The sequence below is a fragment of the Planococcus halocryophilus genome (assembly GCF_022489025.1).
GTDB classification, from domain to species: Bacteria; Bacillota; Bacilli; order Bacillales_A; family Planococcaceae; genus Planococcus; species Planococcus halocryophilus_A.
Window position 1 is genome coordinate 541,935 of the sequence record NZ_JAKVTG010000001.1, and the last position, 21,924, is coordinate 563,858.

24 protein-coding genes are annotated in these 21,924 nt (G+C 36.5%); 15 read left to right on the forward strand and 9 right to left on the reverse strand.

Features of this window, described 5'->3' with window-relative positions; genetic code table 11:
- Window positions 1-256 precede the first annotated feature (256 nt).
- A complete protein-coding gene (locus tag MLE13_RS02650; protein ID WP_240747886.1) occupies window positions 257-748 on the forward strand; it encodes an LURP-one-related/scramblase family protein in 492 nt (163 codons plus the stop codon).
- An 805-nt stretch (window positions 749-1,553) separates the two neighbouring features.
- Here the strand turns inward: MLE13_RS02650 and MLE13_RS02655 are convergent.
- Together MLE13_RS02655 and MLE13_RS02660 are read right to left on the reverse strand one after the other, a co-directional pair.
- Complete coding sequence (locus MLE13_RS02655; protein WP_240747887.1) at window positions 1,554-1,820, reverse strand: hypothetical protein; 267 nt, start codon at window positions 1,818-1,820, stop codon at window positions 1,554-1,556.
- 877 nt (window positions 1,821-2,697) lie between these two features.
- Entirely contained in the window at window positions 2,698-3,378 is a 681-nt protein-coding gene (locus tag MLE13_RS02660) for a Crp/Fnr family transcriptional regulator (protein ID WP_240747888.1), read from the reverse strand.
- Window positions 3,379-3,658: 280 nt separating this feature from the next.
- Between MLE13_RS02660 and MLE13_RS02665 the strand changes: the two genes are divergently transcribed.
- From MLE13_RS02665 to MLE13_RS02680, 4 genes are all read left to right on the forward strand, one after another.
- Window positions 3,659-3,985 (forward strand): thioredoxin family protein, encoded by a 327-nt coding sequence (locus tag MLE13_RS02665; RefSeq protein ID WP_240747889.1) that lies wholly within the window; start codon window positions 3,659-3,661, stop codon window positions 3,983-3,985.
- 435 nt (window positions 3,986-4,420) lie between these two features.
- On the forward strand, window positions 4,421-5,116 hold the full coding sequence (locus MLE13_RS02670) for a cysteine hydrolase family protein (RefSeq protein ID WP_240747890.1): 696 nt from the start codon (window positions 4,421-4,423) through the stop codon (window positions 5,114-5,116).
- 4 nt (window positions 5,117-5,120) lie between these two features.
- Window positions 5,121-5,744: a flavodoxin family protein gene (locus MLE13_RS02675; RefSeq protein ID WP_240747891.1), complete on the forward strand. Its 624-nt coding sequence runs from the start codon at window positions 5,121-5,123 to the stop codon at window positions 5,742-5,744.
- A gap of 361 nt (window positions 5,745-6,105) precedes the next feature.
- On the forward strand, window positions 6,106-6,546 hold the full coding sequence (locus MLE13_RS02680) for an OsmC family protein (RefSeq protein WP_240747892.1): 441 nt from the start codon (window positions 6,106-6,108) through the stop codon (window positions 6,544-6,546).
- A 72-nt stretch (window positions 6,547-6,618) separates the two neighbouring features.
- Here the strand turns inward: MLE13_RS02680 and MLE13_RS02685 are convergent, their stop codons facing one another.
- A complete protein-coding gene (locus MLE13_RS02685) occupies window positions 6,619-7,233 on the reverse strand; it encodes a LysE/ArgO family amino acid transporter (protein WP_240747893.1) in 615 nt (204 codons plus the stop codon).
- A 148-nt stretch (window positions 7,234-7,381) separates the two neighbouring features.
- A complete protein-coding gene (locus MLE13_RS02690) occupies window positions 7,382-8,809 on the reverse strand; it encodes a bifunctional metallophosphatase/5'-nucleotidase (protein WP_240747894.1) in 1,428 nt (475 codons plus the stop codon).
- A gap of 777 nt (window positions 8,810-9,586) precedes the next feature.
- Here MLE13_RS02690 and MLE13_RS02695 point away from each other — a divergent pair.
- The 3 genes from MLE13_RS02695 (at window position 9,587) to MLE13_RS02705 (ending at window position 11,380) form a co-directional block, all read left to right on the forward strand.
- Window positions 9,587-10,402, forward strand: a complete 816-nt coding sequence (locus tag MLE13_RS02695; RefSeq protein ID WP_240747895.1) for a protein phosphatase 2C domain-containing protein — start codon at window positions 9,587-9,589, stop codon at window positions 10,400-10,402.
- Between the two features lie 44 nt (window positions 10,403-10,446).
- Window positions 10,447-10,944: an NUDIX hydrolase gene (locus tag MLE13_RS02700; RefSeq protein WP_240747896.1), complete on the forward strand. Its 498-nt coding sequence runs from the start codon at window positions 10,447-10,449 to the stop codon at window positions 10,942-10,944.
- Window positions 10,945-11,029: 85 nt separating this feature from the next.
- Window positions 11,030-11,380, forward strand: a complete 351-nt coding sequence (locus MLE13_RS02705) for a hypothetical protein (RefSeq protein ID WP_240747897.1) — start codon at window positions 11,030-11,032, stop codon at window positions 11,378-11,380.
- 246 nt (window positions 11,381-11,626) lie between these two features.
- On the opposite strand, the gene MLE13_RS17975 is transcribed toward MLE13_RS02705, so the two are convergent.
- The 3 genes from MLE13_RS17975 to MLE13_RS02715 all read right to left on the reverse strand — a co-directional run bounded on the left by MLE13_RS17975 (window position 11,627) and on the right by MLE13_RS02715 (window position 13,545).
- Window positions 11,627-11,755 carry a hypothetical protein gene (locus tag MLE13_RS17975; protein WP_276323776.1) on the reverse strand — a complete coding sequence of 43 codons (129 nt, stop codon included), beginning with the start codon at window positions 11,753-11,755 and terminating at the stop codon, window positions 11,627-11,629.
- Window positions 11,756-11,829: 74 nt separating this feature from the next.
- On the reverse strand, window positions 11,830-12,297 hold the full coding sequence (locus MLE13_RS02710; protein WP_240747898.1) for a GNAT family N-acetyltransferase: 468 nt from the start codon (window positions 12,295-12,297) through the stop codon (window positions 11,830-11,832).
- Between the two features lie 864 nt (window positions 12,298-13,161).
- Window positions 13,162-13,545 (reverse strand): VOC family protein, encoded by a 384-nt coding sequence (locus MLE13_RS02715; protein WP_240747899.1) that lies wholly within the window; start codon window positions 13,543-13,545, stop codon window positions 13,162-13,164.
- Between the two features lie 227 nt (window positions 13,546-13,772).
- On the opposite strand from MLE13_RS02715, the gene MLE13_RS02720 reads away from it, so the two are divergent.
- The gene (locus MLE13_RS02720) at window positions 13,773-14,009 is read left to right on the forward strand and encodes a hexameric tyrosine-coordinated heme protein (protein WP_240747900.1); all 237 of its coding nucleotides are present in this window, start codon (window positions 13,773-13,775) and stop codon (window positions 14,007-14,009) included.
- A gap of 185 nt (window positions 14,010-14,194) precedes the next feature.
- The gene (locus tag MLE13_RS02725; protein ID WP_240747901.1) at window positions 14,195-15,133 is read left to right on the forward strand and encodes a magnesium transporter CorA family protein; all 939 of its coding nucleotides are present in this window, start codon (window positions 14,195-14,197) and stop codon (window positions 15,131-15,133) included.
- Window positions 15,134-15,198: 65 nt separating this feature from the next.
- On the opposite strand, the gene MLE13_RS02730 is transcribed toward MLE13_RS02725, so the two are convergent.
- Both MLE13_RS02730 and MLE13_RS02735 read right to left on the reverse strand, forming a co-directional pair.
- Window positions 15,199-15,750 carry a biotin transporter BioY gene (locus MLE13_RS02730; protein WP_240747902.1) on the reverse strand — a complete coding sequence of 184 codons (552 nt, stop codon included), beginning with the start codon at window positions 15,748-15,750 and terminating at the stop codon, window positions 15,199-15,201.
- Between the two features lie 196 nt (window positions 15,751-15,946).
- Window positions 15,947-17,608 carry a M4 family metallopeptidase gene (locus MLE13_RS02735; RefSeq protein ID WP_240747903.1) on the reverse strand — a complete coding sequence of 554 codons (1,662 nt, stop codon included), beginning with the start codon at window positions 17,606-17,608 and terminating at the stop codon, window positions 15,947-15,949.
- A gap of 386 nt (window positions 17,609-17,994) precedes the next feature.
- Between MLE13_RS02735 and MLE13_RS02740 the strand changes: the two genes are divergently transcribed.
- Genes MLE13_RS02740 through MLE13_RS02760 form a run of 5 tightly spaced genes read left to right on the forward strand, consistent with a single transcriptional unit; the run spans window position 17,995 to window position 21,846 of the window.
- The gene (locus tag MLE13_RS02740) at window positions 17,995-18,858 is read left to right on the forward strand and encodes an aminoglycoside phosphotransferase family protein (RefSeq protein ID WP_240747904.1); all 864 of its coding nucleotides are present in this window, start codon (window positions 17,995-17,997) and stop codon (window positions 18,856-18,858) included.
- Window positions 18,859-18,908: 50 nt separating this feature from the next.
- Window positions 18,909-19,628, forward strand: a complete 720-nt coding sequence (locus MLE13_RS02745; RefSeq protein WP_240747905.1) for a nucleotidyltransferase domain-containing protein — start codon at window positions 18,909-18,911, stop codon at window positions 19,626-19,628.
- 31 nt (window positions 19,629-19,659) lie between these two features.
- The gene (locus MLE13_RS02750; protein WP_240747958.1) at window positions 19,660-20,721 is read left to right on the forward strand and encodes a hypothetical protein; all 1,062 of its coding nucleotides are present in this window, start codon (window positions 19,660-19,662) and stop codon (window positions 20,719-20,721) included.
- A gap of 57 nt (window positions 20,722-20,778) precedes the next feature.
- Window positions 20,779-21,246, forward strand: coding sequence for a GNAT family N-acetyltransferase (locus MLE13_RS02755; protein WP_240747906.1), 468 nt, complete (start codon window positions 20,779-20,781; stop codon window positions 21,244-21,246).
- Between the two features lie 39 nt (window positions 21,247-21,285).
- Window positions 21,286-21,846, forward strand: a complete 561-nt coding sequence (locus MLE13_RS02760) for an AAA family ATPase (RefSeq protein WP_240747907.1) — start codon at window positions 21,286-21,288, stop codon at window positions 21,844-21,846.
- Window positions 21,847-21,924: the final 78 nt, after the last annotated feature.

The following is a 21,924-nucleotide window of genomic DNA, read 5'->3' on the forward strand; positions in this document are numbered from 1 at the left end:
ATTTGCCAGAAAAATGATGTATTCAAAAGTTTTCATTACAAGTCGTTGATATCTTTTTTTGCAAACAGTTTTAGTTTAAGGAAAACTATGTATTTTTCTATTATATTAAAGTGGGGATTAATGTTAATATTTCTATAATTGCAATTATAGAAAAGAAGAGAGTGACGTTGGTAGTAGTAGATCAAGACATATACGTCGTTTTCTTTACATGATTTCCTATCGAAGAGCCGGTCAATGAAGAATAGGGGGAGTAATAATGAGAAAGCTTTACATAAAGCAGAAAGTGTTTAATCTAAGCGGAAAATTTACAGTTAAAGACAAGGAACAACAGGATGTCTATTACATTGAGGGTAGCTTCCTGCAAATTCCAAAAACATTTACCATCGTGGATCCGACCCGTAAGGAAATTGCGCTGATCACAAAAAAAACGTTTAGCTTGTTGCCGAAATTTTTCGTAGAAGTGGAAGGTCGTGAAGCGTTGACGATCAAAAAAGAATTTACTTTTTTTAAAGCACGCTATACGATCGATGCTGAAAGTATTGAAGTGAGGGGCAACTGGTGGGATATGAATTTCGAGGTGTTGAAGCATGGTAACGTCGCTGGTTCCGTCAGTAAGCAATGGCTGACCTGGGGCGACACATATGAAGTTAAAGTGATTGATGAAGAAATGGAGCACTTGCTTATAGCGCTTGTCATAGCAATCGATTGCGTGAAGGCGAGTGAAGCAGCTTCAGCTTCAGCAACATGATACATAGATGATATATTTTCGGACATGGTAGTCTAGTGAAGAATAATTGGTTCTTCTTTCAAGAATATGCTTTTTGAATGCCTACTTTTTCTTTTTATATACAAAGAGGGGTAACAATATGAGGGAAATAGCAATCGGCACGACAATAATTTGTTTATACTGCTTTCCCTTTGTTTATTTTTCAATGCACCAAGATTTTGTTACGCGATCAATGCTCGGATATTTACTAATGATCTTAGTGACTTCGCTCCTTGCTTTCATCAGTAAACGGTTTGGCAATTCAATCTCTTTTATTATGGGTAATATATTGTCTTTTATCATCTCCTTTTATTTTATAAGCGAGATGTCAGATAGCGAACAATGGGTAGGGTATTTCAAGCCACTAGCTCCAAATCAATTACTAATCATAGTTAGCTTTTTGAATTTGATTCCACAGTTTTTTGCTTTGAAGTTTGCTAGTAAGCATAAAAATAAATGTTGATAAAAGATCTAGCATAAGTTAAAAAAATGGGAGTAACGCTATATTGGAGACAGCTAAGCTTGTAGATCGATTTTCATTAGAAGAGTCAAGTTTCCAATCGATCAACTCAATATTAAACCGTATTCGGAAGAGGACAATCCTTTTTTGTAAAACACTAAAATTGTACTGACCACTGGAAGTTGATTAAATAATAAGGAGGAAAAGTGTTGATTGATGCTCACTTTTCCTCCTTTTTTTTACGCTCTATTTAAAAGACTCCGTTAAAGGAGAGATAAGCTAGAATTTCATAAGACAACAAATGTAAACAATTTAGCAGTCTATTTATTAATTTGCATGGATGTACGAATTTAGTTTGTTTTGTATCGATAAATAGTTGGTTGTAAATAAAATATATGTGCTTTCCTTCGTAACGATTACCACTCTGTCTGTTGTGCCATAGGGCATTCCAATTCGTATAGCATTTTTTTCTTTACCGCCATACGTGTCATCAGTGGTAATTGTTACAATATCGGCTATTGGAATTTTTATCTTTGTGAATAGCCATTTAATTCCAATATCAGTATCAACTTGTTTTACATATACCTCAAACAAAATATCCCTCCTCGTTTGAAATTAACTTATGTTACATTTCCCAAACAATTAATACTCTCGATTCTCTTACGCAACTAGAACAGTTCACATAAAATTTCAAAAAAGTAGAATGATACATAGCTCAACGATTTGTTAGTATTACAATACTTTTAAGAGTGAAAATAGAACCGCATATAAAAAAGGATAGATAAGATAAAAAAATAAGCGCTTTTCTTACTGTGGAAAATTAAAAAAAGACTGTTCAAACATTGTGCAGACGAATGAAGCTGCAGTGAGTGGGAATATAAGGTTGTTAAATACCTCTCACTATTCCTTTACGGTCTATCTATGAAAAAGTTTCATAATATATCCAATGATTTCTAAAAAACTTGAGGTGGTTTATTCATATGGCAGTTTAGATATATGGGATTATCAAAAGAAGAGAAGCTGTAAACATTTTTTCTCTTTCTTTGTGTTGTGAAAAAGTGTATTTTTATGATGTTGCTCTTCTTTTGGCTATTCTGTGATAGATGTATGTAGAGCTAGTATTATCCCATAAGGAAATACTAACTGATTTGGAGAGAGTGTTTAAAAGCATTACATGACTTGAGATTGACGAACTTGGTATTGCGATAGGAATGATATGAGCTTGTAAACAGTTAGCCGCATGTTATTTCTGGAAAAACAGTTCTCATGGTTTTTGTAACTACTTGTTATATATAACAAGTAGAATTTAGTTCATTATCTGCAAAGAAGAAAGAGAAAAGCCTTTCGCAACTTACCAAGACATGAACTGGTCGGTAGGTTGTGAAAGGTTTTTTTGAAGTTGCTATTGGTTTGGGTGAAATATGATTTCTTACTTTTTAACTGCATCTTTTTGCAGTACCTATGAAAATATTTATTCCATAAGAATTTTCTTTATCTCGTCAGCTTTAATAGAATACCCAAGCAGCATTTTCTTCATGAGTCCTTCTTTTTTTAACTTACTCATCAAAAGAGAAATTGTTTCTCGTGAAGATCCAACCATTGTAGCAATATCTTCGTGGGTAAATTTCATGTTGATTGATTGCCATTCCTTGTCTCGTGTCCCATTTTTTTCACTCATTTTCAGCAGCAGGAAAAGCGTGCGATAGCGTACGTCGCCAAGAGCGATTTTTTCACTAAGGTCATAAGTTTCCTTCAGACGGTACGATAAAATTTGAATAAGCTTGAGTGATACATCTGGTGTTGTTCGAATAAAAGATTCAAATTTCCCCTTATCCATTGTGCATACGTAACAGTCGGTCATTGCCTCTGCATAAGTTTGTTTATCCGTCAGCATGAAAGATTCTGTTTCCCCAAAGACATTGCCATCGACAAGAATATCGGTAGTAAATTGCTTTCCTTGGGAAGTCATTCGATATAGACGAACTTGTCCTTTTTTCAGAAAGAACAACACATCCAAAGGTTGTTCAGGAATCAGAATTTGCGTTCCTTTTTTCACTGGTGTCATTGTACTGTTTCTGTCGATTAGATCCATGTCTTCCTTTGGCAACTCATCAAAAAGATTGATATGTGAAAGGAGTGTTAGTTTATCCATATTTAATATCTCCTCTTTTCCTCTTCCAATAGTTAAAGCACAATCGTTTTATTGGGATGTCTATTATCCATATATAAAGATAATGTATTCACGAAACTAAGCAATCAAGTGAACACGTCGAATTAAGTATACCTGAACCGGCAGAAAATACTGTAAGATGTCTTACAGATCGAGGCAACTAGCAGCTAATCTTCAGAACGTAATCCAGCTCACATTTTTATTTTCAAAAATCCACTATGCTACATACATCAAGTAAATGTTAATCAAAGGAGTGGTTTCAATGTTTGAAAATATTTTATCAGAAGACCAATTTAAAAGCGTCATCAGCCAGGAGCAGCCTGTTTTAGTTAAATTTTACGCAGAGTGGTGTCCAGATTGTAAGCGAATGGACATGTTTATAGGGGAAGTTTTGTCGGAATTCCAAGATATCTCTTCGTATTCAATCGATAAAGATCAATTTGAAGAGCTTGCGAATAATCAAGATGTAATGGGTATACCAAGCCTGCTTGTTTTTCAAAATAATCGTAAGTTAGGCCATCTTCACAGTGCAAATGCTAAAACCCCTGATCAAGTGAGTGAATTTCTGGGACAATTCTTTAAGAAATAAAGATGTTCAAAAATTAAGTAGATTGAAGGATTGAGTATCGGACATCGGTATTTAATCCTTTTTTTTTAACTTAACCTATTAAATGCACCAAAATGTTGTGTATCTTACATTTTTTAAATGAATATTCTGATAAATTGAACCAGAGATATATATGCAGCAAGGAGATGATCTCGAGGCAAGTAATGCAATATTCATGAGCAACCAATGATGTTGCGGCGGAGCTTTTGTTCAACTCTTGTCAATAACACAAGAAAGATGCAGAGGAACTTTTCCCATGCATAAAAAATTTTGCAGTTTGGTGGTTTCTGGTGAGCAGATGACCAAAAAAAAGTTCATTGTCACTCTTATCGTTTAAAAAGGTTCAGATGAAAGTGAAAAGGGTAATCAGTTTGTAAGGAAGTAACGAGACATAAATTTGAGAGGAATGATGAGAAGATGACTTTAGAAGAACAACAAGATTCAATTCTGCCGGTAGGAACAATGGAGATTAATCCCGAAAATACGGCATTAGTAATTGTCGATCCTCAAAATGATTTTTTACGCGACGATGGTGTAGCGTGGGAACTAGTGAAGGAAAGTGTGGAGGCTAATCAGACGATCCAGAATCTGGAGCTGTTATTGAAAGCCGGTGAAAAGAATAACTTGAAGCTTTTTATATCCCCGCATTATTACTACCCTACGGATGATGACTGGCAATTTGGTGGACCGCTAGAGAACATGATGCATAAAGGCGGAATGTTCAAACGGGAAGATCCTCTATCTTTGGAAGGATTCGAAGGATCGGGAGCTGACTTTCTGGAAAGCTTGAAGCCATTTATTAAAAAACCAGAAACCATTGTGGCAAGTCCGCATAAAGTCTACGGTCCTCAAAATACGGATTTGGTTCTGCAATTGCGAAAACATGGGATCAGCCGTTTGATTCTTGCTGGAATGTCTGCAAATCTTTGCATCGAATCACACCTGCGCGACTTATTGGAGCAAGGATTTGAGGTAGCCGTCGTATCGGATGCAACCGCAGCGGCAATTCTTCCTGGACTCAACGGAGACCAAGCAGCAAAAGTCAATTTCCGAATGATCGCCAATGCCATGTGGAACACAGAGGAAACCATAAAACGAATGGATGGGGAGTAATTATATGCAACCACTAAAAGCTCTATTTTTAAATACTTCATTAAAAAGTTCAGAGGAACCGTCTCATACCGAAGTTTTTATGAACGATGTCCAAGTTCACTACAATCAATTAGGAGTCGAATCCGAAATTGTTCGGTTGGCTGATTACAAAATTGCCCTTGGTGTGCAGGAAGATATGGGTGGAGATGATGAGTGGCCGAAAATCTATGAAAAGGTTAAAGCGGCAGACATTCTCATTATTGGCACGCCTCTATGGCTTGGAGAAAAAAGTTCGTTAGCTACCCAAACCATTGAACGTCTTTACGCCAGCAGCGGTAAAACTAACGATAAAGGACAAGCAGTTTTCTACAATAAAGTCGGAGCAGCAGTTATTACTGGCAATGAAGATGGCGCGAAACATGCTGCAGCTTCTCTTTTATACGGATTATCACACATCGGATTCCTAGTACCACCGAATGTCGATGCCTACTGGGTAGGAGAAGCTGGTCCAGGTGAATCGTACATGGATGCAGGGAGAGATAATGAATTTTCGAAAAAGGCTATTAGAAGACTCGCCTATAATACGTATCACCTTGCGGGCATGCTGAAAAACACACCTATTCCGGCAGAAGGCAATACATTAGCCTAAGCTAAGAGTGCGTCTCTGTTCATAATAAAATAGGATCAAGCAAGCATTTAAATTGCTTTTAAAAGAGCAGTTTCGATGTATAGCCAGATTAAAGCTGCTGTTTTAGTCGATTTTGAAAGCTTTCGTAACCGATACACAGAGAAACACTTTATATAGGCAATGAAAAAAAATAGACTTTTAAAAAGAGCTTAAAGAATTTCTTTAAGCTCTTTTCTATTGAAATAACACATGGTTTGAAAGTTCATCTACACAATCAATCAATAATTTTCATATATGGGAAGTCGTTGTAAGCCACCTTACATATTTGTGTGGAAGTTGCTGTTAAAGTAAAAAAGAATTAGAAATAAGGAGGAAATTCAACATGGCAAACACAGTAACATTTCAAGCAACAGGTACATCAAGTAAAATGAAAACAGAGCTCAAAATGGGAAATCACGGAATGATAATCGATGAGCCACCAAGCATGGGTGGTACTGATACAGGACCTGATCCACTTTCGACTCTTCTTGCAGCATTAGCTGGATGTGAAAATGTAATAGCAAATTTAGTCGCAAAAGAAATGAAATTTGATTTGCAAGGAATCGAGTTTGATGTAAAAGGTGACTTAGATCCTCGCGGTCTTATGGGGAAAGCGGATGTTCAGCCTTATTTTAACCAAGTTTATGTATACGCAAAAGTAATAACAGATGAGACAGTTGAGCGTATCCAAGAACTAAAAGAAAAGACGGATGCACGTTGCCCTGTTTTCACAACATTTCAAGCAGCAGGAATCCCGATCGAAGCAAACTGGGAAAAAGCATAAAGAATATCAAGAAGAAGCTGATTTTTTTCAGCTTCTTTTTTTAATATTATTTCATTATTGCTGTTAACATACTTATTTTGAGTACAACTGGGACAAAATGTACAAAGCCATCATCCAAATAATCAATGCAGAAAGTTGATTAACTCTTTTCAAGAGTCTACCACTGGTATCGATTTGACCAATTTTTCTTCCAGCAATGGCCAATGAAACAAACCAAATCCACGAAACGCCAATAACCGCTGCAGTAAATATCCATTTATCTTCCCCTGTGTAGACAAGTGAACTTATTCCTATTACACCGACGATATCCATAATGGCATGTGGATTTAGTAAAGAAACAGAGGCTGCAAATATAATTTGTCGTCTAGCAGTTAATGCACTGGATTGGGTATTCGAACTGGTTTCTGGATCCGTTTTCCACATCACCCAGCCCATATAAGCCAGAAACACAAAGCCCAATAGAAACAAACTTGTTTTTAACCATTCAAAACTGAAGACTACGATCGAAACGCCGGAAACAGCTAAATAAATGAGTGCAGTATCACAAATGGCGGCCGTTATGACTGATGGAAAGGCAGAGGAGAGTTTTCGGTGGGTCGCTCCTTGATTGAATATAAATACGTTTTGAACTCCTAATGGTAATATGAGTCCAAACGCTAACACAAAGCCATGAAGTAATGGTTCCATGATTTTTCCTCCTAACGCCTACTTGTTTAGTATAGAGAAAGAGGAGCGTGTTGAGGTGAAAAATTAGAGTGCGAAAATTTAAATAAGACCCACAGTAATAGTCGGAAAACGACTTTGCTGTGGGTCTTTCGAGTTTAAAGAAATGGGATTAAACACTAATTACATTTGCATTAGTTGTTATTTCATAGGGCCCATGTTCTTTAATATAGGATTGAATGATATCGATAGCAAAAACACCTTGATAGTTTTTCTTGCCTTCATAATTTTTAAAGGATTGGCTTCCTCCACCTGCAACTTGGTAAGTTTTGTCGAGTTTTATGAAACTGCCAGCAATTTGAAGAGTTTGGATACGGTGACCTTTTGGATTATACGGCTTATAAGTCATATTTATACCGCTAGAACGGAGAACATATCCTCCTTTTTGTTCAAAAGGCTCTGATGAATAGACTTGTTCCAAATTATGTTCCAAAGCATCTAATAATTGTTGTCCCGTCAATTCCAATGTAAACAATTCGGGATTGGTCGGAATGATTGTGTGCAAATCGTAGAGCGTCACGGATCCAGGTGCTATAGGGTGACCATACCGCCAACCGTGTGAAAAAGCAGCATCGCATTCAAAAGATGACAAATAAGCATCGGTGATCAACTTATCCATCGGCGCTTCTTCCAAAGTCATTCGGTGAAGCAAAGTTTTGGTTTCGCCTGCGATAGACGCTCGTTCCTTTTCATATTCAAATACTAGTTCTTCGATGAGCCGTTTAATTTCCTGGTCTTCCTCGAAGTGTTCATCGATCACGATCAGTTCGTATTGGATATCCAAGATGGCTCCATTTTCAAAATCTATATCAAGTCTTCCTAAGAAAGAACTACTCGATCCTGCTTGAACAATATAAGTATCGTTTTGAATAATTGGCTCATGGACACGGTCATGGCTATGTCCGGAAAGAACGATATCGATTCCGTCCACTAAAGAAACCAGCTTAACGTCTAAAGGCAATCCCATGTGGCTTAATAGAACGATAACATTGACCTGTTCCTGAAGCGCTTCCAAAGCCTTGCTCACTTCTTCCACACCTTTAGTAAAATGTAATCCCGCTGAAAAATCAGGTGGCATGGTGACATCGACATAAGGATAAGTTAGTCCGATTACACCAATAGTAATCCCGTTTAATTTTTTTATTGAGTATGGCGATAAAAATACGTCGCGCGTTTCATCGTGCATCACATTACAAGCAAGAGCAGGAAATTGAAGCTTTTCGGTCAGCTTCTGGAGTTGTTTTTTTCCATATGCGTAATCCCAATTCCCCGGTACAAAGCCATCAAGCGGCATCTTTTCGAGAATGGGTAATAGCGCTTCACCTTTAGTAGCAACAAGAGGTAAAGTGCCATGAAACAAGTCACCACCATCAAAGAATAATACATTTTCATTTTCTTTTTTTAAGTTTTTAACATAATGACTGATTCTAGAAAATCCTCCAGCTTTTTTTAAGTTTGGTCCATCTGGTCCCCAAAAAAGTTCTTGATGTTGTTCCAGGCATCCATGTGTATCGTTTTGCTGAATCAAAGTGAATTTCATCTTTTCTCCTCTTTTCTGGAATATTGCGAAACTTCTTTTACTGTAATGCAAAAAATCTTTTTTGACGAATGTTTTAGCTTCTTTAGAAAGTAAACAGGAATTTTACACTTTTAAAGTAGAATATGAATTTTTATACTAAATTTAATTCTGAAAGATAAAGTGAGGGATACTATTACAACTAGAATTTTGAGACGATCAGCTTTATTAATTTCGCCGTCATATCTGGAGTTAATGTGTAAATGGTATAGATACCACTAGCATTCTAGTTATAGAAACACGCGTTCAATCAAGTATTAGAGCTCTTTTCCAATGATGTTATTGACAGTCTATTTTGAATTTAGTAAAATAATTCCAATATGGTAAACACATGGATCAAGATTACTAAGAAAACTTTATTGCATAGAGTGCTGCTATTTGCTGAAACGCAACCAATTCGCCTGTGAGTGGTCAGGCTGATAAATAAGCTTGAAAGGATGACTCCTGTGATAAGTTTTAGGGAATTTCCGTTAAAATATAATGGGTTAAGAAGAGTGGAACTCAGCTAGGAAAACCTATCGCCTCTTTTAGAAGGTGGTGGGTTTTTTATTTTCTAAATGAAGTTAAAGTGGAGCGGTGGAACATGTCTTGGAGTTAGTATCTGGCAATTCGGTTGCTCATCTTGGTGTGCATTCGGTAGCATATAGCCGAAGAGTTATTCACCGAATGCTTGGATGGGAGATAGTGGAGAAATGAGTCAACTGTGCAACAGAATAAAACACACTACGGAGGTTAATCCATATGAGTAATGGTCTTCACAATAACGAATTCAGTTGGGTGGGGAGTCAGTCTCACTATATTGATGAGATTGATGTCCGACAAATACAAAATGTAACTATAGGACGCTTCGGAGGCAATTCAACAGCAGGTCAATATAAAAATGAAGATGCTTGTCTCGTTTGGACAAATGACAAGGAAGACTGGGAATTTGTTGTTCTTTTAGATGCGCATCACTCAGCAGAAAGTGCCGAGCTGGTGATATCTACAGTCAACAAGTTAAAAGATGTTATCCAAAACAATTTGAAGTTGCCGATCAAACAGGCATTCGAACAAACTGCAGAAACGTTACTAACAACTTTTGAAAGTTCCGACTTTAAAGAGTCGTGTAAGAAAGTACAAGGAGAAACAGCAGTTTTATGTGTAGTTCGGAAAGACAAATTTCTCTGGTGGTTATCTATCGGAGATTGTCTTCTTTATCTATTTCATCCCGAACTATTAGCTTTGAATGAAACGCAACAAAACCAACGCAGCTTTTATGAATGGATTGGACAAGTAAATACGTTTGACCTACCGGTTCCTTGTTACAGTGTCGGAACCAAAGAATTAAGAAAAGGAAAAAATCACATATTGTTAACTACTGATGGGCTAGTTGAATGTCCAAACACCAACCTTAGAGACCCATATGAAGTCGGAAAACCATTTGAAACTCTTTCGAACAAGCAAGGTGTACTTGCCTTACTGGAAGAAATCAAAGAAAAAAATGTCCGTGATAGTACAACAATTTTATCTTGGTTCATAAACGCAGACACTGATTCAACTCGTCCAAGTAATGGGTGAGTTACATTCAGTAAAAGATAAAACTCAAAAAGGAGGCATTTTCATTGGAAGTATGGGATTTAGTAGACAAATGTAGAAATCCGTTAGGTAAGTTTCATACTAGAGGAACTGAACTTCCGCCTAGTGAATTCCATGTGGTTGTGGAAATAGTTACGATAAATGCTGACGGGCGAATTTTATTGACGCAAAGGGACGCTCTTAAGACGTATCCATTGCTTTGGGAAAGTACATGCGGATCGATTAAAGCTGGAGAAAGCAGTGCGGAAGGTGCTGTTCGGGAACTTGAAGAAGAGACGGGAATTGCTGTAACCCCAAAAGAACTTCAGTACTTAGGAGAAATTAAAAAAGGCAATTATTTCTTAGACAGTTATGTGTTCCGGAGCACAAGAGATCTTGAAAGGAGTGATTTGATTTTGCAACCAGGTGAAGTATGTGATGCGAAATGGGTTACGTTGAGAGAATTAGAGGATCTGAATAAGAAAGGCCAAATCGTTCCTGCCGTTTGGGAACGATACCAATTGTATTTGAACAAACTAGAGTGATGAAGACGTGACAGAGAACCTGATCGTGTTAAATAGATAAGATTTAATGTGTGGGAATAGTATTTGTTTAAGGAGATGTAAAACGATGAAGTTTCTAAAGTACCTACTATTATTCGCTTTTATATTACTTCTGGCTTCTTGTTCTACTGGGTACCCAGCAACAGAACTAGAAGGAGAAGAACCGATAGTAATTGGACATATTATTGAGGTACTAGAAGAAAAACAAATTATTTTGGTCGTTGAAGGAATTACAAAAGAAGAGGCGATGGAAATTGATTTATTAACCTACGAACTAGACATAGCCTCTTTTGCATCTAACGAAACCAGATTTGAAGGAAAGTATAAAAAAGGGGATAAAGTTGCTATATGGAAAATCGAGGAAGGTCCTGAGACTGTTGGTGCGATTGCGGAAAAGATTGTTCTCTTGGAAAAGTGAAATTCGCAGAAGTTTTAACGGTGAATGAATCTAAATCGTCACGTACGGCGGGGTCTTCGCTTCTTATCGGTAGAAGAATACAGATCGACCACTTATAAGAGATGGTTTTTGAGAGGGACTGAATGGCAGTGATTGATAGTGGAGTTAACATACATGAAATTTGTAGAAAAGAAGAAAAAACGCCATTCCAATTAGGAATGGCGCTTTTTTATTGAATTCATAAAAAAATCATTGAAGCAAAAGTAATCATCCACGACTCGCCAAAAATACAAGAGCATCTACAATCACGTTTAATTGGTAGCCGATAAATATTCCTGATCCTGCAATTATCATCAAACAAATTAGCAAGACTACTCGGAAAGTTGATTCACTCAAAGATAGCACCTCAATCTGATTTTGACTTGCAACTAACAACTTAATGCGATATTAAGATGAAATTCCATGGTTACTTATTTATCTTGCGGATTGTCCAGCTGCTTTACTACAGCCATTTCTTTGCCGAACCGATCTCCTAAATCCTCAAAACCTAAACTTTTATATAAATTATGAGCATTTAAGTTGTCAGGGTGATAACCCACGACGATTTTTGTTGAGCCCAACAATCTGTTCATCTCAGTAAGCATTAAATTGGTTGCGGCTTTGCCAATTCCTTGTCCTTGGAATGCTTGGTCCACCATTATTCGGTAAACCCAATATCCACCGAGTTCTTCAGGTACAGAATTATACATTAAAAAGCCAACTGTTTGATTGTCTTTACAAATCGCGTAAGGTTTTAAGCTATGTTCAAACTTTGATTGGGCAATGGATACGGCATTAGGCTCCATGTATTGTTTTTGATCTTCTGAAACTTCGAGTTCGCAGCAATCATACCAATTTTCTGCATTTAATTCGACAATTTTCACATTGTTTGTTTTCATTATTTTTCCCCTTTCGATTTTTGGGGAACGCAAAATCAAGTCTGAATTAGGCGTAAAACCCCTTGTGTTCTCTGATGGTAAAGATAGGTTGGATTGTCATATTGAACGCCTCCTTAGTTATCTAATGACTTAATAGTATCATTATTAAATATACTTTTATATGTATTTAAGAAATAATAATCCAATAATAGGAATTGGAAATGTGTTTTATTGGAATCTGTGGTATCATATTAGTTTAAATTGAGAGTAGGTAACGGCTGGATTAAATAGGGAAAAGCGATTTTGCAAACAAACTTGGGTTTACCGCAAACAAACGCCGTTATCGCGCAAACAAACAAAGTGAATCTGCAAATAAACTACGAATGTGCGCAAACAAATCTTCTTATCCCGCAAACAAACGCATTTACTTGTAATTCGACCGAGGATTTCGAGTGAAAAATATAGTGAAGCACAGATATGATCAATGAAGAGTCACTTGTTATGTAACCATATCTATTTCTGGATACTGCCGGCGTTCAAATACATAAAATTTACCGCCGACTACATATAAAAATAGATTAACTTTCTTAATGACTGTACCAATCGCTTCATTAATAGGGTTTGTAACACTGTATTTCATCTTTCATTACTTTTCAGTCATACCAGGCAATATTATGACTAGTATGGCCTTCTTTAATTTTTTTTGTTTTTTTACTCAGTTTCTTCTATAATACACCGAATTTTTAAGTGGTCTTTCAATCAACTAGTTACTGATTTTAAACTTAGAAAAGCAATCTCGTAAAAAATTTAATTATTAATAAAAGAAAAAAGTGCAGCTTTTGCTGCACTTTTTTAAATCGATCTCGATGAAATAGTAGAACTAGGTTAAAGGGTCTCCATCACAGCGAAATAATTCCCTTCATCGTCGGCGAAGTTAAAGCTTCTTCCGGTACCTATATTTACCAATTCACCTGTTTCGATATTTTTTCCTTTAAATTCTGCATACAACTCTTCAATATTATCCGAGTAAAACATCAAAGAAGGGGTACCGAGATTTAGGTCTGGTGACATTTTTGAAATAACTTCTTTGTCATGCAAAATGAGCGTCGTTGCGGCATTTTCAGTAGGGGCAATTTCAATCCATCTAATCCCCATTTCTTCAGAACCGCCGTTAGCAATCACTTTAAATCCAACCTTGTTTTTCCAAAATGCCTCTGCTTTGTTTTGGTCATGCACATACAACATCACTTGCCCTAACTTGTTGATCAACTGAATCACTCCTAAGCAATTATTTTTATCGTGAATTTTATTGTATACAGAATATTGAAATTTTAACAAAGGGAAATGTTAATTTAAATATTCCGTATAATAAAATTTGGTTTCTAAAAAAACTAACAAACTTTGTAGTTTTTCGAATAGTGTGATAACTTAAAGGCGTATTATATTTATAAGTAGCATTATAAAAAATAATCGAATAAGTTTAAGGAGGAACCGAAATGAGCCAACAATCATGGTTGCCAACTTTAAAAACGAATACCGCTGAAGAAGGTTATGAACTCGCCGTTAAACTCGCACGAAAAGCTGTAGGAATGACGCAACCCGATGAAAATATACGCAAAAAACTACGTCTAGACTATGCAAATAATGCAGATAGTTTAACTTTAGCATCTCAAGTGGTGGCTATTCATTTTCAAACGGTTGCAGCTGCGAATAATTATTGGAACGATAAGTGAATATAAAAAATCCACATTCCGAAACCTTAAGATACAATCCTGGGTTTCGGTTTTTTGCGGCATGTGAGATTAATACAGCCACAATTAGGGTATAAATAAGTTTTGTAGAAAATTTTTTTCTTAAAGCACTTTTCAAGTAGGCTTGAATTAATGAAACTTTGATAAAGCAGAAAGGGGGATATAGAGTGTTCCATATTTATAAATCTTCATCTAACGGAAACTTAGATACCATAGAGAACTTTGACAAGAATTGCTGGGTCAATATAACGGCGCCGTCACAAGAAGAGCTTGAAGAAGTTTCTCAGCATTTTAATATTCCTATGGATTTTTTAGAGGATCCATTAGATTTAGAAGAAACCGCACGTATTGAATATGATGAGGAAACGAATAGTACGCTGCTTATTAATGATTTTCCGATACCAGATACAACTAACGACCGATTTAATTCGTATATTACGATTCCAATCGGCATTATTATCGGAAGCGACTACATAGTCACGATATGTCATCAACCAAGTAGCTTTTTAACAGGGCTCATTAAGAAAAATGTAAACACATTAATGAGAAGTCGTTTTGCTTTAGAGGTTTTATTGTCTATTTCAACCTTATATTTAGATAATTTGAAAACACTCAACAAACAGCGTCTCAAAATTGAAAGCAATTTGCGCGAGTCGTTTACGAACAAGCAGTTGTATGACTTGATGGAAATCGAAAAAAGCTTAGTTTATTTTCTCACTTCGCTAAAGTCGAATGGGGATGTCGTTACGAAACTGTTTCGTGTTCATTCCCTCAAACTGTATGAGGATGATAAAGATCTTCTTGAAGACGTGAAAATTGAAAACAATCAAGGAATCGAAACGACCGAATTGTATACAAGAATATTGGATAGTATCACGAGTTCTTATTCTTCGCTGATTTCGAATGAGTTAAATAATACGATGAAAACTCTTACTTTGTTTACTGTATTTTTAACTCTTCCTACACTCGTATTTAGCTTTTTCGGAATGAATGTAGCTTTACCGATAACCGATGACAATCCGTCTTCTTGGATGAGTACACTTGGGATCTCGTTAGTTTTTGTTGCAATGATTGGTTGGGCATTATGGAAAAGAAGAATTTTTTAGAAATGTACATAATCGAAAACAGTCGACCCCTAATGGGATCGACTGTTTTTTGCTTGATAAAATTTTTAAACATAAAGTAGCTTTGCAGATTCCAAACGATTTCTAACTAAAATACCAATCCATGCTGCAAGTGCGGCTTTAATAAGACCCACTAAAATAAACGGGAAAAATCCTCCCATAAATGCGCCGGTCCATGAAAGGTTAGCGAACATCATTAACCAAATCGTCCCGACTGTTAAGGTAATAAACATGCCAATTACATTTGCAATCAGAGCGTTCATAAACGTATAACTAGTTTTCTCAAGGTAATAGCCAATAATAAAAGCGGCTGGTAGAAATCCGATTAAATAGCCGCCAGTTGGTCCAAATAAGCTACCTAATCCACCTGACATTTGTGCAAAAACCGGAATACCGACTGCACCTAGTCCCAAATAAATCAAAACAGACAGCGTTCCATATTTAGCACCTAAAATTGTTGCAGCCAAGCCAATGGCAAGAGTTTGTCCTGTAATAGGAACAAGTGGGAGCGGGATAGTGATTTGTGCGAAAATGCCGATGATGGCTGCGAACAATGCTGTCACAATCATCATTCTCAGTTTTACATTTGCTGTCGTCATAATACACCCCTTCGATTGAGTTAACCTATTAATGAAATAAGTTAACTAAAATAGTAGCATAGACAAATAATGACTGTCAATAAACTGTAAAATAAGAGAACTACTAAGACATTCAATACAAAACCCCAGTGAAATAGATTCACTGGGGTTTTGAGGTACAGCAATAGAGAAATATAAATCTCTAATTAGTTAATAATCAATTAACGCCTACAGCTGTAAACGCAGCTTTCACACTTGCAACTTCTGAACTTGAAGCTCCGTAAAGGTCAGTTGCTGCTTGGATCGTCGAAACGCGGAAATGACTGTAGTTTGAGTTAGGCGTTAAATATTGAGTTAATGTACGGTAATAAATAGCACCCGCTTTATTATTGCCAATTCCATTGACACTAACTCCGTAATGCGTTCCACCGTTAGCTAATAAGTACGCAGCTTTATTGCTAATTCCAGAGTTAATATGAACGCCGCCGTAATCACCTGAACCTGTATATCGTTTCGAATAATGATCAGGATCTCCGCTTAAAGTCGGATCTTGCATTGAACGTAGTGCATCACCTGCAATATTCGGAGTATAGATATCTTCTCCAACTTGCCAATCAGGCTTGTTATTGAAATGGAACTCAACAAGTGTTCCGAAAATATCAGACATTGACTCGTTAATTGCGCCTGATTCGTTTTGATAAACTAAGTCAGCTGTTGTATCTGTCACAGCGTGTGTTAGTTCATGTGCGATAACATCAAGTGCACCTGATAATGGAATAAATGTATTACCATCACCGTCTCCATAAACCATTTGAGAACCACTCCAGAAAGCATTGTTGTAGTTACGCCCGTAATGGACCGTTGAAACTAGTTGTGCTCCATTGCCATCGTAACTGTTTCGACCATGGACATTTTTAAAGTAGTCATAAGTGTTTCCTGCATAAGCGTGAGCATCAACTGCAGCTCCGTCGTACACGGCATTATAAATATTGTCGCTATCAAGCCATAAAGTTCCTGGTGTTTGTGTGCGATTTTTAGCATCGTAAGTTAAAATGCCACTTCCTCTTGTACCATCCACCAAGTAAGAGCCGTTGCTATTTGTCAGCGTATTGAACGTTTTTGAATCTCCTAGAACACCTTTTCCGCTACCAATTGTGTTGTTTCCAGTTATACCAGGTCCACCTGTTGAAGGTTTTGCCTCATGGATTTGATTGTACGAATCTAAAATTTCGCCTGTTTTAGCATCGACAAAGTATTGATAATTACCAGGTTCCGGATAAAGGAATTCAAATTCTGCACTATATGCGTAATTTGCATTTCCATCTTGGAAATAAACAACCAATTCAGGTGTCACTTCAGATTCTAGCTCTGGAAAACTTCCGATTTTTTTAGTTAAAGCAGCTTTTGCTTTTTCAAGTGCTGCATCTGCTTTTAATGTAGCGCCTTTTTTTAATGATTGCTTATCATATAGTTCTGGAGCTAAGTTTCCTGAAACTGAAGTTAATACGCCATCTTGATCCACATGCGCATTAATCACAGATCCGAAAACTGGGACGCCTTTAAACACTTGTTGCATTTTCAGTTTCGTAAAGCCAAGGTCATCTTTTTCCTGGCTGAGAATCTTGAAATTAGAAAGTTCCTTTTTGTCGAATTTATAAAGGTCTTCTTTTTGTTCCAAATATGTAAACACAATTTCCTTAGCTGATTTATTGGATGGAGTCGTCAGTTTTCCATAAATCATGTCAGGTGTTTTGGTTTCTTTATTGACATGAACCTTTTCTGTTGTTTCTTGTGTAGGGGCGGTATTTGCGGAAACCGCCGTTGCTGATAACGCTAGTGATGCTGCCAAACTTAAAGTCAGTAATTTTTTCTTGTTCATCAAATTCACTCCTTCTCGTTTTACCGGCATCGAAGCTCGGTGTATTCATCATAACTTTTTAATTTTTCTGAATATATAGGGTGGATTATGTATTTTTCGGGTACCGAAAGAGTGATTATTTAACCTCTGTAAATTAATGGATAATTGCGAATGTAAAATTTATAGGTAAATGTATTTTAGAAATTTTGAAATCCGTATATTTTTGATGGTTATTAGTAAAATCTTCAATATATACAGAATAATTAAAAAACTTTAGGCTGTTTTTACTTTATAAAAAAGTCATGACAACAAATGAAATGCCGGGTGGGAATTAATGTTAATATTGAATTAGTAGAATATTTGATTTATAGATAGATCATACATATGAGAAACAAGGGGAGAACACCGTGATAAAAAAAGTTCTAGAGAAATTTGCAGTGCAACCAGTCACTATGAATAAAGTAGAAGATTCTTTTAGTTCAACCGTATTCAAATGCGCGTTACACACAGGTGAAGTTGTTTATGTAAAAATTCCGTATACAAAATTGAAGTATCAACGAGAATTGGATGCTTACAAAATGTTGGCAGGTAAAGTACCGATACCCCAAATGCTAGGTTACTGGTCTGGTGATAGAGAATGTCCAGGTGCTTTTTTACTGTCTGAGTTAAAAGGAATGACTTTAACCACAGACGTTTCGCCGGAAGTGGCGTTTCAAGTAGGGAGTTTGCACGCCCAAATGCATGAAGTATGTCCACCGGATGACCAAGAGACAATAAGTATTGAAAATGAGTTTCCCAATTGGCTCAACTTTATCCAATCTAAGTTTCTTGATTTTGCAGTAGACGTAAAAGAAATTGTGGACGACGACTTATATGCGAAAAGTATGGAGAAGTTCACTGAGTTAAAACAACAGTTACCTACTCCAGCCGGTCCTAGCTTTGTCCACATGGATTTTCGTCCAGGCAATATCATTGTGGATGGTGAAAAGATTTCAGGGATAATTGACTTTGAAAGTGTTCGATTTGGATCAATAAATATTGATTTCACAAAATTGTATCGAGATTTTCTAAGCTTTGATGCTGATTTATATCATGCGTATCAAGCCGGTTATCGCAACATTAAACCATTGTTGGATTTGGAAAAGGTCCTGCCATTTTATCAATTTTTAGATGCCTTTAATAGCATCGGCTGGTGTAAGCGTCGAGGCGTTGAAAAAAACGCTGCTTTTTTAAATGAGAATTTAGCTATCTTGAAGAGAATTGTTAATTGATGAAATTTATTGAATTGGATAGTACAAACAATATAAAGGTGGTCTAAGCAGTGGAAGATGATAAAAAGCTTGATCCATTCGACGCAGCGCAACTATTTATCAATAAGCATTTTCCTCAGTGCCAAGGAGCATTGTTAGCGGGGAGTGTGGTTCGAGGCGAAAGTACTGAAACATCCGATTTAGATCTTGTAGTATTTGAGAAAAAACTCTCTTCTTCCTATCGTGAGTCATTTTTTGAGTACGGGTGGCGGATTGAAGTTTTTGTTCATAACCAATCATCATATAAATCTTATTTTTTGAGTGATTATGAAAGAGCTAGGCCATCGATGCCGCAAATGGTAGTTGAAGGTGTAATTTTAAAAGACGATGGAATGATTTCAGCGATAAAAGAAGAAGCAAGAAAACTGCTAGAAAAAGGACCAAAAGAATGGCCAGCCGAAACGATTGCGCAAAAACGATACTTTGTAACAGATTCTCTTGATGACTTTATCGGATGTCGTGACCGGACAGAAGGGATCTTTATTGCGGCTACTTTGGCCGAGCTTGTAAGTGAGTTTGTGTTAAGAACAAACTCACGATGGATCGGCAATTCAAAATGGATTGTCCGTTCATTAAAAGCTTATGATGTTGAATTTGCCCATGACTTTGTTATCGCTTTTGATGAATATTATAAAACTAATGAGAAATTAAAAGTTGTTCAACTTGTGGATAGGGTACTAGAACCATACGGTGGGCGTTTGTTTGAAGGTTTTTCAAGTGGTAAAGAATAACTAAGTAGAAAGAGGGAGCATGGTGAAGGAAATGAGATTGGAAGCAGCGCTAGAGCATGCAGGTCTTGTGTTAGGGAGATTTCTTGGTGAAGGCGCATGGCATTACGCTTGGCAAGTAAATCGTGGCGCACAACAATTAGTTTTAAGAATACCGAAGACGATAGCGTACGGAAAGCAAGTTGCATTTGATGAAGTTGCATTAAAAGCAGAGTATGCTGGAACTAAACTTTACTATCAGACTGTAAACAAAGCACAAGAAGGAGCGGCACCGTTATTCTTTGACTACTATGTCACCCCTGAATTGACTTATACGATAGAAAATTATGCTGGTAGTCAAATTGATTTGCACACGATAACGCTAGATAAAGCTTATAAAATAGGTTTGCAAACAGGTGCAATTCACAAGGCGACGGAAGAGATTCCTCATGGGTTGACTGGGTTTGGTTATTTAGCTTGGTCTGAAGAAAAAGGGTTGCATGGTTCTTTTAACGGTGATATTAGGGAATTCATATATGAAGAAAGCGAAGAGCATCTATCGGATTATCAAGCTCTTTGCGTAGCGTTTCCAGACTATGATGACATCATAGTAAAAAAAGCACTTCAATTAGCTGCAAACTTGAGGAAGAAGGCATTCACCAAACCACTCTTAGGAAATCAAGATGTATCGCCGGAAAATATTTTATGCAATGGTGAAAATGTATGTCTAATTGATCCTTATCCAAGCATTTATTATGCCAGAGGAATGGCAGGGAATTTTATGAACTTATATGAAACGTACTTTGTCACGTTAGCCGATACAGAAAGGTATAAAAAACATCATTTTCAAGATTGCATAGAAAATTTAAGAATGATCGCTAAAGGATTTATAGAAGGATACAGTGCAGGAAACCAGCAAATAGTCGGTGAAGTTAGAGGAGAGCAGTTGCTTCAATTGCTCGAAACGGCACATAGTCATTTTCGCTTGCTGTCAGAAGACATAGCGAGTGAAACTGAAATTCGGTATGGCAATAAGGAACAAATTAAAAAAAGACTTGTGACACTAAGTAAAGAATTAAAAGAATTAGCAACTTCTCAAATCAAGATGCTCGTTTAAAATCACATGTTTATTTGAGAAATAATAACTATGTGAAAACCAAAAGTGGGTGGAAACATGAAGGGTAATCTATTAGAAACAATGCACATTCAACCAATTACAAAGGTATACGAAACAGAAGCTAAAGAATTAGTATTAAAAGGATTAGAAGAGCATTTTGGTTTTATTGATGATACCTGCAACCCGGACTTGGAAAGTATCATGGACAGCTATAGTCAGGAAAAAACTATTTTTTTAATTGGTATTTGTGAAAGTAAAGTAGTTTGTACAGGTGCGATTTCTTGTGAATCACTAGAGGTTGGAAGAGTAGAACGCATGTCTGTGATCAAAAACTATCGAAGAGCAGGATTAGCAAAAAGAATGATTGCATCTCTGGAGATATGGGCAAAAGAGCAAGGGTATCGGCAACTTGTATTGGAAACTAATAACGACTGGTATAGCGCAATCAATTTTTATAAAGACAGACAATACCAACGCTATTTAAATGATGGAATGTGTAGCCACTTTAAAAAGAGTTTATCGTAATCGTTCAATTTAAGAATTTTTCGGGATGGAGTTATGGTTATGAGAAGATTTGTTATCATGACAGTCGGTAAAACACATAGTGGAAAAACCACATTCGCTAAAGCATTAGAAAAAAGAATGCCTAATTCAGTAGCGATTGATCAAGATGTTCAAGCTGAAATATTATCAATATTCTACCCGAATTTAATTCCTAAAGAAGGTACAAATACGATTAAATATGCACTGACTCAAACGATTGTCGACTACACAGTAGAGCAAACAAATTGTCATATTATATTGAGTAACTCTAATCGTAGTTATAAAGCCCGCGAAAAGCTTCTCAACTATTTTAAAGAAAATAACTTTATTTGTATTCTAGTTAATTTTGAAGTTCGTGATCGTATTTTAGAAGAAAGAATAAAAGAAAGTCACCGCGATAAAACCATCCTTAGAACAATGTCTTCTTTTGAAGAAGTTCTGATACAGCAACAAAAGGATGCTTTTTTAGAGAAAAAGAATGCTCCTACAGAAAAAGAGGCAGATCATTTATTTAGAATAAAGAGTAGTGGCGATTTTAATATAGTGATATTAAAAATTACGGAATTACTAATAAACAGTTGATAGTGAACAGTTCAGGGAGGAATTGTAGTGGGATCTAGAGTTATGCATTTAATTATCGCAAACCAACTCTCCATGAAA